Annotated in this window: 13 protein-coding genes; 9 read left to right on the forward strand and 4 right to left on the reverse strand. The window is 40.3% G+C overall.

Annotated features, from left to right (window positions below):
• Positions 1–12: 12 nt before the first annotated feature.
• Positions 13–2,307 carry an ATP-binding protein gene (locus tag BI198_RS05910; RefSeq protein ID WP_070048725.1) on the forward strand — a complete coding sequence of 765 codons (2,295 nt, stop codon included), beginning with the start codon at positions 13–15 and terminating at the stop codon, positions 2,305–2,307.
• Between the two features lie 5 nt (positions 2,308–2,312).
• Here BI198_RS05910 and arcA read toward each other — a convergent pair whose 3' ends face one another.
• From arcA to trmB, 3 genes are all read right to left on the reverse strand, one after another.
• Positions 2,313–3,020, reverse strand: coding sequence for a two-component system response regulator ArcA (gene arcA, locus BI198_RS05915; protein WP_070048726.1), 708 nt, complete (start codon positions 3,018–3,020; stop codon positions 2,313–2,315).
• A 192-nt stretch (positions 3,021–3,212) separates the two neighbouring features.
• On the reverse strand, positions 3,213–4,229 hold the full coding sequence (locus tag BI198_RS05920; protein WP_070048727.1) for a class I SAM-dependent methyltransferase: 1,017 nt from the start codon (positions 4,227–4,229) through the stop codon (positions 3,213–3,215).
• Positions 4,230–4,901, reverse strand: coding sequence for a tRNA (guanosine(46)-N7)-methyltransferase TrmB (gene trmB, locus BI198_RS05925; RefSeq protein ID WP_235605373.1), 672 nt, complete (start codon positions 4,899–4,901; stop codon positions 4,230–4,232).
• Positions 4,902–5,124: 223 nt separating this feature from the next.
• Between trmB and mutY the strand changes: the two genes are divergently transcribed.
• From mutY to rlmM, 6 genes are all read left to right on the forward strand, one after another.
• A complete protein-coding gene (mutY, locus tag BI198_RS05930; RefSeq protein ID WP_070048728.1) occupies positions 5,125–6,174 on the forward strand; it encodes an A/G-specific adenine glycosylase in 1,050 nt (349 codons plus the stop codon).
• Positions 6,175–6,218: 44 nt separating this feature from the next.
• On the forward strand, positions 6,219–6,491 hold the full coding sequence (locus BI198_RS05935) for an oxidative damage protection protein (RefSeq protein WP_070048729.1): 273 nt from the start codon (positions 6,219–6,221) through the stop codon (positions 6,489–6,491).
• A 134-nt stretch (positions 6,492–6,625) separates the two neighbouring features.
• Positions 6,626–7,561 carry a transcriptional regulator GcvA gene (locus BI198_RS05940; protein ID WP_070048730.1) on the forward strand — a complete coding sequence of 312 codons (936 nt, stop codon included), beginning with the start codon at positions 6,626–6,628 and terminating at the stop codon, positions 7,559–7,561.
• On the forward strand, positions 7,542–8,183 hold the full coding sequence (locus BI198_RS05945) for an alpha/beta family hydrolase (protein WP_070048731.1): 642 nt from the start codon (positions 7,542–7,544) through the stop codon (positions 8,181–8,183). Before BI198_RS05940 ends, BI198_RS05945 begins: the two co-directional genes overlap by 20 nt.
• Positions 8,161–8,535 (forward strand): DUF423 domain-containing protein, encoded by a 375-nt coding sequence (locus BI198_RS05950; protein WP_070048732.1) that lies wholly within the window; start codon positions 8,161–8,163, stop codon positions 8,533–8,535. Before BI198_RS05945 ends, BI198_RS05950 begins: the two co-directional genes overlap by 23 nt.
• A 1-nt stretch (position 8,536) precedes the next feature.
• On the forward strand, positions 8,537–9,616 hold the full coding sequence (gene rlmM / locus BI198_RS05955; protein WP_070048733.1) for a 23S rRNA (cytidine(2498)-2'-O)-methyltransferase RlmM: 1,080 nt from the start codon (positions 8,537–8,539) through the stop codon (positions 9,614–9,616).
• A 5-nt stretch (positions 9,617–9,621) separates the two neighbouring features.
• On the opposite strand, the gene BI198_RS05960 is transcribed toward rlmM, so the two are convergent.
• A complete protein-coding gene (locus tag BI198_RS05960; protein WP_070048734.1) occupies positions 9,622–10,752 on the reverse strand; it encodes an endonuclease/exonuclease/phosphatase family protein in 1,131 nt (376 codons plus the stop codon).
• 431 nt (positions 10,753–11,183) lie between these two features.
• Here BI198_RS05960 and BI198_RS05965 point away from each other — a divergent pair, with 431 nt between their 5' ends.
• On the forward strand, positions 11,184–14,324 hold the full coding sequence (locus BI198_RS05965; protein WP_070048735.1) for a TonB-dependent receptor: 3,141 nt from the start codon (positions 11,184–11,186) through the stop codon (positions 14,322–14,324).
• Between the two features lie 111 nt (positions 14,325–14,435).
• On the forward strand, positions 14,436–15,071 hold the full coding sequence (gene udk, locus BI198_RS05970; RefSeq protein WP_070048736.1) for a uridine kinase: 636 nt from the start codon (positions 14,436–14,438) through the stop codon (positions 15,069–15,071).
• Positions 15,072–15,084 lie beyond the last annotated feature (13 nt).

Genomic DNA, 15,084 nt, shown 5'->3' on the forward strand with positions numbered 1-15,084 from the left:
AGTTAAGCGCTGATGCAGAGTCCAGTTCACCCGCAAATTAGAGCTTTGGCCCATTGGATCCGCCAATGGGGCAAGCTTAGATCAGCAATATCTTGTTTATTCATTATTGCGTGCTTTGCTGCGGCTATAAGTACCGCAGCCAGTGTGGTTTCAACTAATCAGATAGACTGGAACCTGGTTAAAGGCTCAATGCTTTTAGCTGTTGTGCTGGGGCCAATATTTATCGCGTTTATGTTTTATTTAGTGTTGCATCTTGATGCGGCTTTATCTTATTTACAAGATTCAGCTCATCAAGAGCGCTTACTAAATGAAAGTATGCAAGACAATATTCGCCAGTTAAATTATGAAATAGAAGAACGAAAAAAAGCGTTTCAGGCTAAGCGCCGTGCTATTGATGAGTTGCGACGAGAAATAGCAGAACGAAAAAAAGCCCAGACAGAACTCGATGACCAAGCCTTATTAATCCGCTCTATTGTCGATAGCTCGCCCGATTTATTTTATTACCGTGATGAAACTGGCCGATTTGCTAGCTGTAATAAAATGTTTGAAATTATTATGGGTAAAACAGCATCTGAATTAATAGGCTGTTATCCAGCAGAAATATTTGCCGCTGATAGTGCCCAAGCCGCCATTTTAACTGAGCAGCAAGAGGTATCACGCTTACGCACAGAGTTAATTTTAGATGTTGAGTTTATAAAAGATAATGGTCAATTGTTGTGGCTAGAAGTACGCAAAGTGCCTTTTTATGATAAACAAGGCCGTTATATAGGCTTATTAGGCTTTGGTCGTGACATCACATCACGTAAATTAGCCGAACAAGCCTTAGAAAAAGCCTACTTGGATAAAGGTAAGTTTATCGCCACATTAAGTCATGAATTACGCACCCCTCTTAATGGTGTCGTTGGCTTAAGCCGGCGTCTATTACAAAGCGATTTAGATAATCAGCAACATGCTTGGGCTAATACTATTTTTAGTAGTGCTGAAACCTTGGGTAATATTTTTAACGATATTATCGATTTAGATAAAATAGATCGCCAAGATTTAGATATTGTTGAACAAAGTATCTCGCTAAGTCAGTTTGTTAGTGATATTGCCAACTTTGCTGAATTACTCTGTCAGCAAAAAGGTCTGGAGTTTAAGTTAGATATAACCAGCAATACCGATTACTACCTAACATTAGATCCTACTCGGCTACGGCAAATTTTGTGGAACCTTATAAATAACGCGGTTAAATTTACCGCTACAGGTAGTATTACCCTGCACTGCGATTTGGATATAACCACGCCAGCACTTAACTTCGATATTATTGATACCGGCATTGGTATCGACCCTGACGAACAAACGCGTATTTTTGATATGTATTATAAGTCGCAAGATGGCCGACGGTTAAGCATAGTAGGCTCAGGCATAGGTTTATCGGTATCTAAAGCCCTAATTGAAGCTATGAAGGGTAGTATTGAATTAACCAGTACTATGGGCCAAGGCAGCCGTTTTAGTCTGTGTATTCCAACCCAAATTACAGCCAAGCCAGAAGAGGTTGTTGTCAGTTGTCCAGCCTTAACTATTTTATTGATTGAAGATATTCCGCTTAATGCCGATATTGCTATCGCCTTATTAGAACAACGTGGCCATTCAGTATTGCACGCAGAAACCGGTGAAGATGCGCTAGCCTTGTTAGATACCGAAGATGATATTGATTTAGTGCTGCTGGATATGCAATTACCCGATATGGAAGGGACTGAGATTGCTAAATTTATTCGCAGCGAAGCGCATTTGAAAAACTTACCCATCATTGTTTTAAGCGCCAATGTGCGCAAAGCCGAGCAGCAATTAGCCGGGATTAAAATTGATGGTTCGCTAGCCAAACCTTTAAATACCAGTAAATTAGATAATAAATTAGCTCAGTTATTTTCACCTAGTGCGGTTAAGTTTAGTCAACAAAAGCAAGAGTTTAACCATAATCTAGAACAGCAGATATTAAATAAATACATTATAAATGATTATATAGCCTCGCTAGGTAAGGCTTCGGTGAAGCGCAGTGCATTATTATTTGCCCAGTTGTTTCCGGGGTATATGAATAAACTCTTAGAAGCCGCCATTCAGCAACGACCAGCAGAACTAAAAGACGCGGCACATACGCTTAAAGGTGCGGCTGCAACAGTTGGTTTAATGTGGGTACAACAACAAGCGGCTAAATTAGAAGACGAGCAGATAAATTGGCAAGGTTTAGAACGGCAATTAGCAGACTTTCAGTTAGAAACAGAGCAGCACATGGCTGCTCTGGAAGAATATATAGAACAATTTTAAAACTATTACTTTTCTAACTTACCAACAAAGCGGTAACCTTCACCATGGATAGTGCTGATTAACTCTGGGCTTTCCACGTCTGATTCGAAGTGTTTACGAATACGGCGGATAGTCACATCGACAGTACGATCATTCGGACGTAAATCACGGCCAGTCATATGGCGAATTAATTGCTCACGGTTAAAAATTTTACCTGGGGTATCAAGCATTAAACGTAAAGCGCGATATTCACCTTTAGGTAAACGACGAGCAACGCCTTTAGGTGAAGTTAAATTACGGCTGTTTTCGTCTAGCGTCCAACCATTAAACTTAACCACACTTTTATGCTCTTCAACAACGGGTTGAGCAACAGTACGATTCAATAAATTACGGGCACGGATAGTTAATTCACGTGGGTTAAAAGGCTTAGTTAAATAATCATCAGCACCAATTTCCAATCCTAAAATGCGGTCAACTTCACTGTCGCGGCCGGTTAAGAATATTAAACCTATATTTTCTTTCTGACGCAGTTCACGCGCCAAAATCAAACCATTTTTACCTGGTAAATTAATGTCCATTACCACTAAGTTAACCTTAGTATCGGCTAACCGTTGATTCATTTCCTCGCCATTCACCGCCTCGATGACTTCATAACCTTCACCTTGGAATAAATTAACCAGATTTAGGCGAGTTACTTCTTCGTCTTCGACGATAAGGATCACGGGTGTTTGCATGAAATAAGGACCTTTTATGTAAAAGTAGTGAATTTAATGATAATGTGATGCTTTATAGATGACATCTAGTTGTCAAATAATACGTAATTATAACCACCAGTGCAATTGTTAACAAGTTATTTGTTAACAATTGACTGAAATGGCATCAAAGTATTGAAATGTATGCGAATAAATTATTCAGAACAACGAGTTTTACTGCTTGAAAGCCTGATAAATAGTAAAGCCATTAGCTTTAGCTTTAATCTCAACTTGTTTAAAACACTGTTGTAATATAGGCAAATATTGTAAATGGCTATTCGCTACTATGGTCAGGCTACCTTTGTTAATTAACCGCTGCGCGCTTTGCTGAATAAATTGTTCAGCTATTGCGTAATTAGTTTTAATCCCGGTATGAAATGGCGGGTTGCTAACAATCGCAGCAAATTGTGCTGGGTTATCAGGTATACCATCAGCAGTAATAACAGTACCAGTTAATTCATTAGCCTGTAATGTCAGCTTTGTCGCTTCGGTAGCCAAGGTACTTATATCAGAGCAATATAAATCAATATTTGGCTTAGTGAGTTTTAATACTGCACCAATGACGCCATTTCCACAGGCGAAGTCGAGTACTTTACCATGACTAATGGCGGGTAAATTTGCTAATAATAATGCTGTGCCAATATCTAATTTACCATGGTTAAACACCCCAGGCAGAGAATAAATGGTTAAATTTTTATCGGCAATATTAATGTTAAAGCTGCTGGCGGTTGTGGCTTTTATAGCAGCAAAGTCACCGTGCAGCATAAACCATAAACAATGTTTGGCATTATCTAATTTATTCGCGGCTAAGCCGAGTTTTTGGGCATGGCTAGCTAAGCTTTTTATGCCACCTTTGTTCTCACCAACTACAAAGACATGGCTATTAACATCAATAGCGGTTTTAAGCTGGGCTAAGGTTAAGTCGAGTTGTTCTTTACTTTTAGGGTAAAAGATAACAATGGTATCAAAAGGTTGGCTAAACTTAGGCTTAGCATCAAACAGCAATTCAATCGATGGATGCTGCCATTGGTTAGCTACGGCTTTGTCGGTACTAAAGCAGCTAAGGCTTAAGTCTGCACCGCTTGCTAACAGTTGTGAGCCAAGTTCGTCGGCAACGGGCTCTACAATAAGTACTCTGCCGCGTAAATCATTTATATTGCGTAATACTAGCTGACTGCTATTGGCTAACATCTAGCTTTCCTTTTTATACATAAGATCCCAAACACCATGACCTAACCGCTGGCCGCGCTGTTCAAATTTGGTTAAAGGCCGATGCTCTGGGCGCTCTACATAGTCGTTGCTGGTAGACATATTACTAAAGCCTGCTATTGGCTGCATCACTTCTAGCATATATTCAGCATAGTTTTGCCAATCAGTTGCCATATGGAACACACCACCAGGCTTAAGTTTTCTTTGCACTAAGCTGGCAAATTCAGTTTGGACAATCCGTCTTTTATGATGGCGTTTTTTATGCCAAGGATCAGGGAAAAACAATTGCACGGTGTCCAAGCTATTATCAGCAATACTGTGTTCAAGAATTTCTACAGCATCATGCTGAAAAACCTTTAAATTGGTAACATTACGCGCTTGGGCAGTGGCTAAACAGGCACCGACACCTGGACGATGCACTTCAATACCAATAAAATCTTTATCAGCAGCATCTGCCGCCATTTGTACCAGTGATTGCCCCATACCAAAGCCAATTTCTAATACCCGAGGCTTATCGCGACCGAACACTTGTGTTAAATCAAAAGCCTCAGTTTGATATTGCAACCCGTAATCAGACCAGAAGTTATCTAAAGCATGTTGTTGGCCTTTAGTGAGCCTACCTTCGCGCAGTACAAAAGAGCGGATTTTACGCATGTAAGTTGGGGTGTCATTGTCTGTTGTAGCCAGCGTGCTTTTGCTATCTTTAGGCAGGCTGTCGCTCATGCTTTGTTTCGTACTGTCATTCATACGGGGCTCCGAATATAGGTTAATTCAGCTATTATCCTTGTATTAATCGATTAGCTCAACCTTGTTTAGAGTTGGCAACGCTGTTTTAGCTACTTATACTGCTGCCATTAATTGTTAATAGGGCTAAAAGTTGCAAAAACAAGATGCACAATGGTTTTCAGATCAAGTTGTTAGTTGGTATCACCTGCATGGTCGCAAGCAGTTACCCTGGCAGCTCGATACAAGCCCCTATAAAACCTGGTTAAGTGAAGTGATGTTGCAACAAACCCAAGTTGCCACTGTGATCCCATATTTTCAGCGCTTTATTCAGCAGTACCCCAATATCACAGCATTAGCACAAGCGCCGTTAGATCATGTGCTGCACTTGTGGACCGGCCTGGGTTATTACGCTCGTGCCCGCAATTTGCATAAAGCCGCCAATATCATTCTTGAGCAATATAACGGTGAATTTCCCCAGCAGTTTGAGCAAGTGTTAGCCTTACCGGGGATAGGCCGCTCTACAGCCGGTGCGATTTTATCTTTATCCTTGCAACAGCATTGGCCTATTTTAGATGGTAATTGTAAACGGGTATTAAGTCGTTTTGCCGCAATAGATGGCTGGCCTGGCAATAAAGCCGTTGAGCAACAATTATGGCAACTTGCAGAGCAAGTCACGCCAGAGCAGGATGTTACCGCGTTTAATCAAGCCATGATGGACTTAGGCGCAACGCTGTGTACTAGATCTAAACCACGTTGTGTTGATTGCCCATTAAAATTACATTGCCAAGCTGCACTTAAAGGTGAGCAAGCATTGTTTCCCGGTAAAAAACCGAAAAAAACCATACCAGAACGACAAAGCTATTGGTTGATTATAGAACATAACACCCAAGTGTTATTAGTTCAGCGACCTGCCAGTGGTTTATGGGGCGGTTTGTATGGCTTTTTAGAGTTTGATAGCGCCGAGTTACGCCAGCAATATTGTGATCTTAATGCCTTTAAAGCCCAACAATTTGAAGATATGCCTGCATTTAGGCATACTTTTAGTCATTTTCATTTATGGATCCAACCGCAGCGTTTAATACTGGCGCAATTCCCCAGTAGCGTGCAGCAATCTGCGGCAACTTGGTTTACAATGGGTGCTATACCTACAGTTGGCTTGTCGGCTCCGGCTAAGCAGCTGTTTTTACAAATTTCGTCTTAAACTTCAATAGCCTTAATAACTTCAACAACATCAGGATAATTTACATGAGTCGTACTGTTTTTTGTCAACACCTTAAAAAAGACGCCCCAGGTTTAGATTTTCAACCCTATCCAGGTGAGCTAGGTAAAAAAATATTTAATGAGATAAGTAAAGAAGCTTGGGCTAAGTGGATGTCGAAGCAAATTATGCTGATTAACGAAAATAAGCTTAATATGATGAACCAAGAGCATAGAGCCTATTTAGAGCAGCAAATGGAAGCCTATTTATTTCAAGGCGAAGACATTAAAATTGAAGGCTATAAGCCAGTACAAAAGTAGTGTTAGTACACTGTTTTACCCGCTAAGTTCAGTGCTAAGTTAAGTGCTTAGTTAAGCGCTATAAATAGCACTGTGTTAGCTACTTGTTTTATTTTCAATAAACACCCTTTATTCAGGTTACTTCTAAGGAAACTATGGCGCGTCGCTTACCACCGCTAAATGCTCTTAAAGCTTTTGAAACGGCTGCTCGCCATTTAAGTTTTACCAAAGCTGCAGAAGAGATGTATGTTACTCAAGCTGCTATTAGCCATCAGATTAAAGCACTGGAAGAGCATTTGGGCATAAAGCTATTTATGCGTAAAAACCGCTCTTTATTATTAACTGAAGAAGGTCAAAGCTATTTTTTAGATATAAAAGATATTTTTATTCAGTTATATGAGTCCACAGAAAAACTACTGGCTCGAGGTGCTAAAGGTTCATTAACCGTTAGTTTGCAGCCGAGTTTTGCCATCCAATGGTTAGTGCCGCGATTAAATCAGTTTTCTGAGCAACACCCTGATATCGATGTGCGCATTAAAGCCGTGGATTTAGATGAAGGCTCGCTAACCGATGATGTTGATATCGCCATTTATTATGGCCGTGGTAATTGGCGTAATTTACATGCTGATAAACTGCACCCAGAATATTTGCTACCGGTATGTTCGCCATTATTACTTACCAGCGGGAAAAAGCTTTCTGAACCGTCCGATCTTAAGCATCATAATTTACTCCATGATGGTTCACGCCGGGCGTGGAAAGCTTGGTTTACTAGCCAAGGTTTAAAGCAATTCAATGTTAATCAAGGGCCTATCTTTAGCCATTCATCTATGGTGTTGCAAGCGGCTATTCATGGCCAAGGTGTGGCATTGGCGCATAACGTATTAACCCGGCCTGATATTAATTCTGGCCGTTTAATTGTGCCTTTTAATCATGTCTTAATTAGTAAAGATGCTTATTACTTAGTCTGTCGCGAAAGTCAGTCTGAACTGGGTAAAATTGCCGCATTTCGTCAATGGATGATGGACATGGTGGAGATTGAAAAAAATGCCTTTGCTGAGCAACAATTTACTAATGCCGTTGCCATTGATTAGTACGCCAAACCAGCCAATAGCACGTTTAATACTGGCCCATGGTGCCGGCGCGGGTGCCGACAGTGAGGTAATGCAGCAATTGGCGGCTGCACTGGTGGCCGAGCAAATAGAAGTCATTAGATTTAATTTTCCGTATATGCAACGTCAATTAACGTTGGGTCGTAAAAGCTTTCCTGATAAAATGCCGCTGTTACTAACGGCAATGCAAGCGCAAATACAGCAATGCACCACTGAGCTACCCTTATTTATTGGTGGTAAATCGCTGGGTGGTCGTGTTGCAAGTTTAATAACCGAACCATCTTGTCAAGTAAGTCAGCGGCGTGTGTTGGCTAACTTTGCTTTTGGTTATCCGTTTCATGCACCCAACAAGACAGTTTGGCGCACTGAGCATTTTACTCGCTTAGAAAGACCGATGCATATTATTCAAGGCGAGCGTGATGCCTTTGGTAATAAGCAAGAGTTAGCGGATAAAGCGTGGCCAGGGGTAACTATGGATTGGCTGCCTGATGGCGATCATGATTTTAAACCGCGTAAGGCCAGTGGTTATACTCAAGCAGAACTTATTGTATTAAGTGCGCGATTATGTCGAGAGAAAATAGATGAAATACTTCTGGCAAATTAGTCAAAGCCTCACCGCATTATATGGCGCTGCTGTGGTCGGTTTTGCCGCCGCTTTAATGCATTTATGGCAAGGCGATATAACCAGCCAAGGGTTAGCGCGAGTGCTCAGTGCCATAGCTATGCTAGCATTTCACTGTTTAGCATTAATGGTTTTAAATATACAATCTAGTCAGAAGAAACTCAGTCGGTTAGTCGCTATATTGTGGCATTTAGGCTTAATTTGCTTTGTTTGGACGTTATTGGCGGGAGTTTTTTTCTTGCCGTTTTATTTTTCGCAATTGGCACCTATTGGTGGCCAGTTGCTTATAGTTGCTTGGCTATTATTAGCGTTTTCAGCCTGGCAGCGGAGTTAATATGAAACAGTTATTATTATATTGCCGTGCTGGGTTTGAAAAAGAATGTGCAGCAGAAATTCAAGATCAAACAGCAAAACACAATGTGTTTGGTTTTTGTAAGTTAACCGCAAATAGTGCTTTTGTTATTTTTGAAGCTTACGATGCAAACGAATTAGCTAAATTTTATAGCGACTACGATTTTAATAAATTTATTTTTATTCGTCAGTGGTGTTTATTACAAGCAGATCTACTTAGCTTTGAACCAACTGATCGTATTGCAGCGGTGCTTGAAGCGGTATTAGCCGCTGAATTAACTGGGCTGGGCGAACTTAGAGTTGAATATCCTGATACTAATGACGGTAAAACCTTATCTACTTTAGCCCGTAAATTAACTGTGCCATTGCGCCAAGCGTTAAGACAAGCTGGCGTATTGTTAGCCAGAGAAAATAAACGCGCACCCGTATTACATTTACTGCTTATTAGTGGCCAGCAAGGTTATGTTGGTATTTCTTATGCGGAAAATAATAGCCCGTTAGAAAACGGCATTATGCGCTTAAAGTTTCCAAATGAGTCGCCAAGTCGCAGTACCTTAAAGTTAGAAGAGGCCTTTATTCAGTTTATCCCTAAGGATGAATGGGAAAACCGTTTAAGCAGTGGTATGCGCGCAGTAGATTTAGGGGCTTGCCCAGGCGGTTGGACGTATCAGTTAGTTAAACGCAGCATGATGGTTGTCGCTATTGATAATGGCCCAATGGCCCAATCTTTAATGGATACCGGCCAAGTTAAACACTTAATGATTGATGGCTTTAAATATGAGCCACAAAAACAAAATGTCTATTGGTTAGTCTGCGATATGATTGAACAACCCAAGCGTGTGGCAGATCGCATTGCGGATTGGATCATTAATAAATGGTGCCAAGAAACTATTTTTAATCTTAAGTTACCAATGAAGAAGCGTTATGAAACGGTACAAGAAATTTTAGCGAACTTTGAGCAGCGCTTACAAACAGCAGGCATCAAATATCAATTACAAGTAAAACACTTGTACCATGACCGAGAAGAAGTCACAGTACATGTGCGTAATTTAACTATCCGCTAAAACGCTTAGTCTTCAGTTAATGCCAGTTTCAGCCATACCATACGGTGATCTGAACTGGCATTACGTGAACTTACCAACTCATAACCTGCTTCATCTTTTGCCGGCCAAAACACACCGCTATTTTTAACCGTAAAACCTAACTTAGACGGTAATACATAATCAGCCCGCATGCGCCAAGCGGCGGTATGATAAGCTGCGACTGGGTTATCTGGAGTGTGTTCTGCAGCACCATTACTTTTCGGTGTTAAGCTATTATTAACCTTTAAGTGATTGACTAAACCCGATATAGCACTATTAATTGCATCACCTTCTTTATCAACAGAAGCATTCTGGTCGCCCATAATCACAAAACGAACACTTTTATCTAATCCACCTTTAACACCCTTATCATCATAAATATAATCAGCTTTACCGCTAGTAATGTAATCAGACCAAAACCGAATTTCATCATGGTTACGCTTAACATTGCGTTTTTCAGCACCATCAAAAGCGGGCGGTGTAGGGTGGCTTGCTAAAATATGGACAATTTTATTATTAATAGTAAGCGGGATATCCCAGTGGCTTTTCGAAGACAGCGGAAATTGTGCCCAAGCTTCCGTACTGTACCAAGCACTGCCATCAGCTTTTGTAGTTGGCATAAAATTAGGCATATCTTGCCATTTAAAATGTTGAAATGTGCGTATCTGCTGAGTATTAATAGGATATTTTGATAATAGCACCATGCCATATTGGCCAGGATAAAAGCCAAACCCCCAAGCATCAGCACCGATATTACTGGCTTTACCATCATTATCTAAATCAAAAGAACTAGGTTGCCCGGTATTTACCGTACTGTAATAAAAATAAGGATAATCAATAGCCTTTGCTTGGCCTTGGGCCTGATTTAAATAGTGCTTAATAAAGGCTTTAATGCCTTGCTCAGGATCGGCTATATAATCAAATTCGTTAAGTAGTAATACATCTGGCCGCACTAATTGAATAATATGAGCAATATTGCGAATTTGGCTATGCTGACCCTCTTTTAGTAACTTAGCTAAGACAGTGCTATCACCGGTTTCACCTCTAGGTAAATAATTTTGCGCTTCCATACTGACATTAAAGGTAGCAAAGGTGAGGTCAGTGGCAGACGCGGGCATACAAACTCCAAGGCTAATGATTACAGCGCTACAGTATTTTGTTAAAAAATAATGATTAATAAAATACCAGCAACGGCAAAAAAGTTTTTTCATAATAATAATTTATTGGCGAACGGGCCGTTAATAATAAGGTTGCATGACAATAAAAACCAGTAGTAGCAGGCTTATGTATTAAACAAACAATAAACTGCTGTAAATTTCTACAAATATTTTTTTGCTGACTACGCATGTAACAGTTGATTATGTTACACTTATATTTCAGCGGCCTAAGACAATAGATTGGGTAAAAAGTTCCCTCAGCTCTTAAAAGATCGCATAGGCGTAAAAAATTTGTAATATAAGTTTGTTAATCTTATCGCTCAGATTAAATACGTCGGCTGTATTTAATTAGAATTAGATAAATACCTACAACTACCAGGTGAAAAAACGATATGAAAGTTAAACATTTAGCGTTGGCAGTTACTTTAGCTCTTGGCGTACCTAGCCTTGCGATAGCAGACGATGTGTCATCCTCTATTCGTGGCAACATTGTTACATCTTCAGGTCAAGTAGCACCTAAAGCAAGAATTGAAATAGTACACGTTCCAACAGGTACGCGTAATATTGCGGTTTCAAACGACTCAGGCTCTTTCTCTAGTACCGGTTTACGTGTTGGTGGCCCTTACACTATTACTATTACTAGTGATCAAGGTGCTAAAACTTACAATAATGTTTTCTTAACCCTTGGTGAAGCGTTGCGTTTAAACGCAGAATTAGAATCAACTCAACAAGTTGAACGTATCGCGGTAACAGGTAGTTCGTTAGCTTTAAGTAATAACACTGGTAGCAGCAGCTACTTTGGTGCTGGTGCTATTGAAAACGCACCAACCTTTAACCGCGACTTAAAAGAAGTTGCGCGTATGAACCCATATGCCAACATGTTGCCAGGTGAAGGCGCTCCATTAAGTATTGGTGGTGTTAACCCTAAATTTAACAGCGTTTCAATAGACGGTGTTGGTGTTAATGATGACTTCGGTTTAAATAGCAACGGTTATCCAACCCAGAGCTCACCTGTTTCTATCGATGCTATCGATCAAATCGCTGTTGATGTAGCACCATTTGATGCCAGTGAAGGCGGTTACTCTGGTGGCCGTATTAACGCGGTAACAAAATCAGGTACTAACGAAGTTCATGGCTCGTTAACTTACGAAAAAATGTCTGATTCATGGGCAGGTACACCAAAAGATCCAAATAGCGGTAGAGATGTTACGTTAGATTATAAACGTGACACCTATAGCGTTACTTTAGGTGGTCCAATTGTTAAAGATGAATTGTTTTTCTTCTTAGCCTACGAAAAATCAACTCAGCCAAGCAGTGTTGAATACGGCCCAGCTGGCGCTGGCGCGGCAAGTGATAGTAAAATCACCTTAGCTGAATATGATCGAATTAAAGAAATAGCTAGTCGTGTTTACGGTGTTGATGCCGGTGAGTGGAACTCTTCTCCAGATACTGAAGATAAAAACTTATTAGTTAAATTAGACTGGAACATTAACGATGACCACCGTGCCGCATTTACCTACAATTTAACTGAAGGTAATAACGTTCGTAACCAAAGTAGTAATAACGGTACGTTGCAACTTGATACTAACTGGTATAACTATCTGCAAAATATGGACTTATATAAGTTTTCATTGTTTTCAGATTGGAATGCAGACTTATCAAGCGAGCTTTATTTTAGCTATAAAGAAGTTGATACCATCTCTGATTTAAAAACTAAAGCTTTTGGTGATATTAGTATCCGTGCTTCTTCAGGTACGTTAAATTTTGGTCCAGACTTTAACCGCCATGCGAATGCGCTTAGTAACCAAGATATGAAAATTGGTGCTAAATTTACTTACTTAGTTGGCGATCACCAATTGAAATTTGGTGGTGAGTATAACAAGTTAGATATCTTTAACTTATTTGTGCGTAACTCTTTAGGTTCATGGAGCTTTGGCTCTATCGAAGACTTTGAAAACAAAGTTGCCAGCAGTCTGCAATATGAAAATGCTTATACTAATGTCGTGAATGACGCTGCTGCAGAATTCAGTTTAAGTAGCATGAATGCCTATATCCAAGATAACTGGTATGTAAGCGATGATATCGAGTTAGGTTTAGGCTTGCGTTACGAGCGTTATATGGTGAGTGATAAGCCAACCTTGAACGAAAATTTCTTACGTCGTTATGGTTATAGCAACCAAGAAAACTTAGATGGCTTAGATATCGTATTACCACGTGTGGATGTGAAGTGGTTAGCTACTGATGATCTTACTGTACGTGGTGGTTTTGGCCGCTTTTCTGGTGGTAAACCAAATGTGTGGATCTCTAACTCATTCTCAAATGACGGTTTCACTTTAGTTCAGTTTGATCGTAACTCAGTGTCAGAAAGTGAATATTTACAAAATGTGGATATTACTGGCGTACCTGACGCTGTTAAAGGTTCTTTAGTTGCAGGTGATGGTGATACCAACAGTATCGATCCCAACTTCAAAATGCCATCTGACTGGATTGCTCGTGTCGGTTTTGACTATATAATCGATATCCCTGTATTAGGCGATAATTTTGGTTGGAGCGCAGAAGTTATGCGCAAGTGGATGACCGATAATAGCCAGTGGCAAGATATTTCTCGTTGTGTCAGTGGTCAAACAGCTGCAGGCGTTAATATCTATAGACCTTGTGATCCAACAGCACCTAGCGATCACTACGACATCATGCTAACCAATGAAAGTAAAAACGGTAAAGCATGGATCTGGAACACCTCTTTAGCCAAAAACTGGGATAGCGGTGTGAGTTTATATGCTAGCTACACCAATCAAAATATTGAAGAAGGTACCCCAGGTACTTCGTCAACTGCATCATCAAACTATAAATACAATATTGTTAAAGATCGTAACGTTGAAGAAATTGGTACTGCTGACTATGAAGTAGAGCACAGCTTAAAAATTACTTTAGGCTACACGCACGAAATATTCGCTGGTTACGACTCTAAGTTTAACTTGTTCTTCCAGCGCCGTTCAGGCAATCACTTCAGTTATGTTATGGGTTTATTCCGTGATACAGACTTTGGTGACCAAGATGGTTCAGCGCGCTTAAACCGTTCAAGTGGTTACTTAGCGTATATCCCAACAGGACCAAATGATCCTAACTACAGCCCAGAAAGCAGCATCGATTTTGACCAGTTAATGGCCAATATTAAAGCCGCGGGTTTAGAAGGTTATGCCGGTGGTTTCGCACCTAAAGGTTCAGGTACTTCACCTTGGATTACGACATTAGATTTCCAATTCCAACAAGATTTACCAGGCTTCTTTGAAGGCCATAAAGGTACTTTCTACTTCACCGTAAATAACTTACTTAACTTAATCGATAGCGATGCTGGTAAAGTAAGACGTGAGCAGTTTACTAACAAAAGCTTAGTTGACTTTGGTGGCTTAGATAGCGAAGGTCGTTATATCTACGAAACACCATTTGGTGGTTTCGATGCTAACAACGGTTCTAAGTTTGAAGCGGAAGAATCTACTTGGCGCTTAAAAATGGGTCTTAAATACCGTTTCTAAGTTTATTTAGCCTAAATAATGCAATGCCCGCCTAATGCGGGCATTTTTTTATTTATATATGAATCAAAATTAGCCATAATTGCCAGCTAATTTAAACAGCGTGGAATTGAAGTGGGTAAACACACTATTATAGCTATTGCTGGTGCTTCGGCATCAGGAAAAAGCCTTTTTGCTTCTACTGTCTATCAAGAGTTAGTAGCAGAACTGGGTTGTGAGCGCATAGCCATTATCTCGGAAGATGCGTATTATCGCGATCAAAGCCACTTATCAATGGCACAACGTGTACTTACAAACTACGACCATCCCAGTGCATTTGAACACCAATTATTAGCCAGTCATTTATTAGCGTTACGTGATGGCCAAGCGGTTAAAGTACCGCAATATAGTTATACCTTGCATACCCGAACCGAAGAAACATTGTTAGTCCAACCGGCTAAAGTTATTTTAGTGGAAGGCATCCTATTATTAACCGACAAGCATTTACGCCGTCAGTTTGATATTACCGTATTTATGGATACGCCTTTAGACGTGTGTTTATTACGCCGTATGAAGCGAGATTTAGAAGAGCGCGGTCGCAGCATAAGCTCTGTGGCAGAACAATATGAAAATACCGTACGTCCGGCTTTTTTCGAATTTATTGCACCTTCTAAACAATATGCCGATCTTGTCGTTACCCGTGGTGGTAAAAACCAAATCGCTATCGATATTATTAAAACAAAAATTCGCCAGTTACTCGCGGAAAAATAATTAGGATCTAACT

It is taken from the genome of Rheinheimera salexigens (assembly GCF_001752395.1).
Lineage (GTDB): Bacteria > Pseudomonadota > Gammaproteobacteria > Enterobacterales > Alteromonadaceae > Alishewanella > Alishewanella salexigens.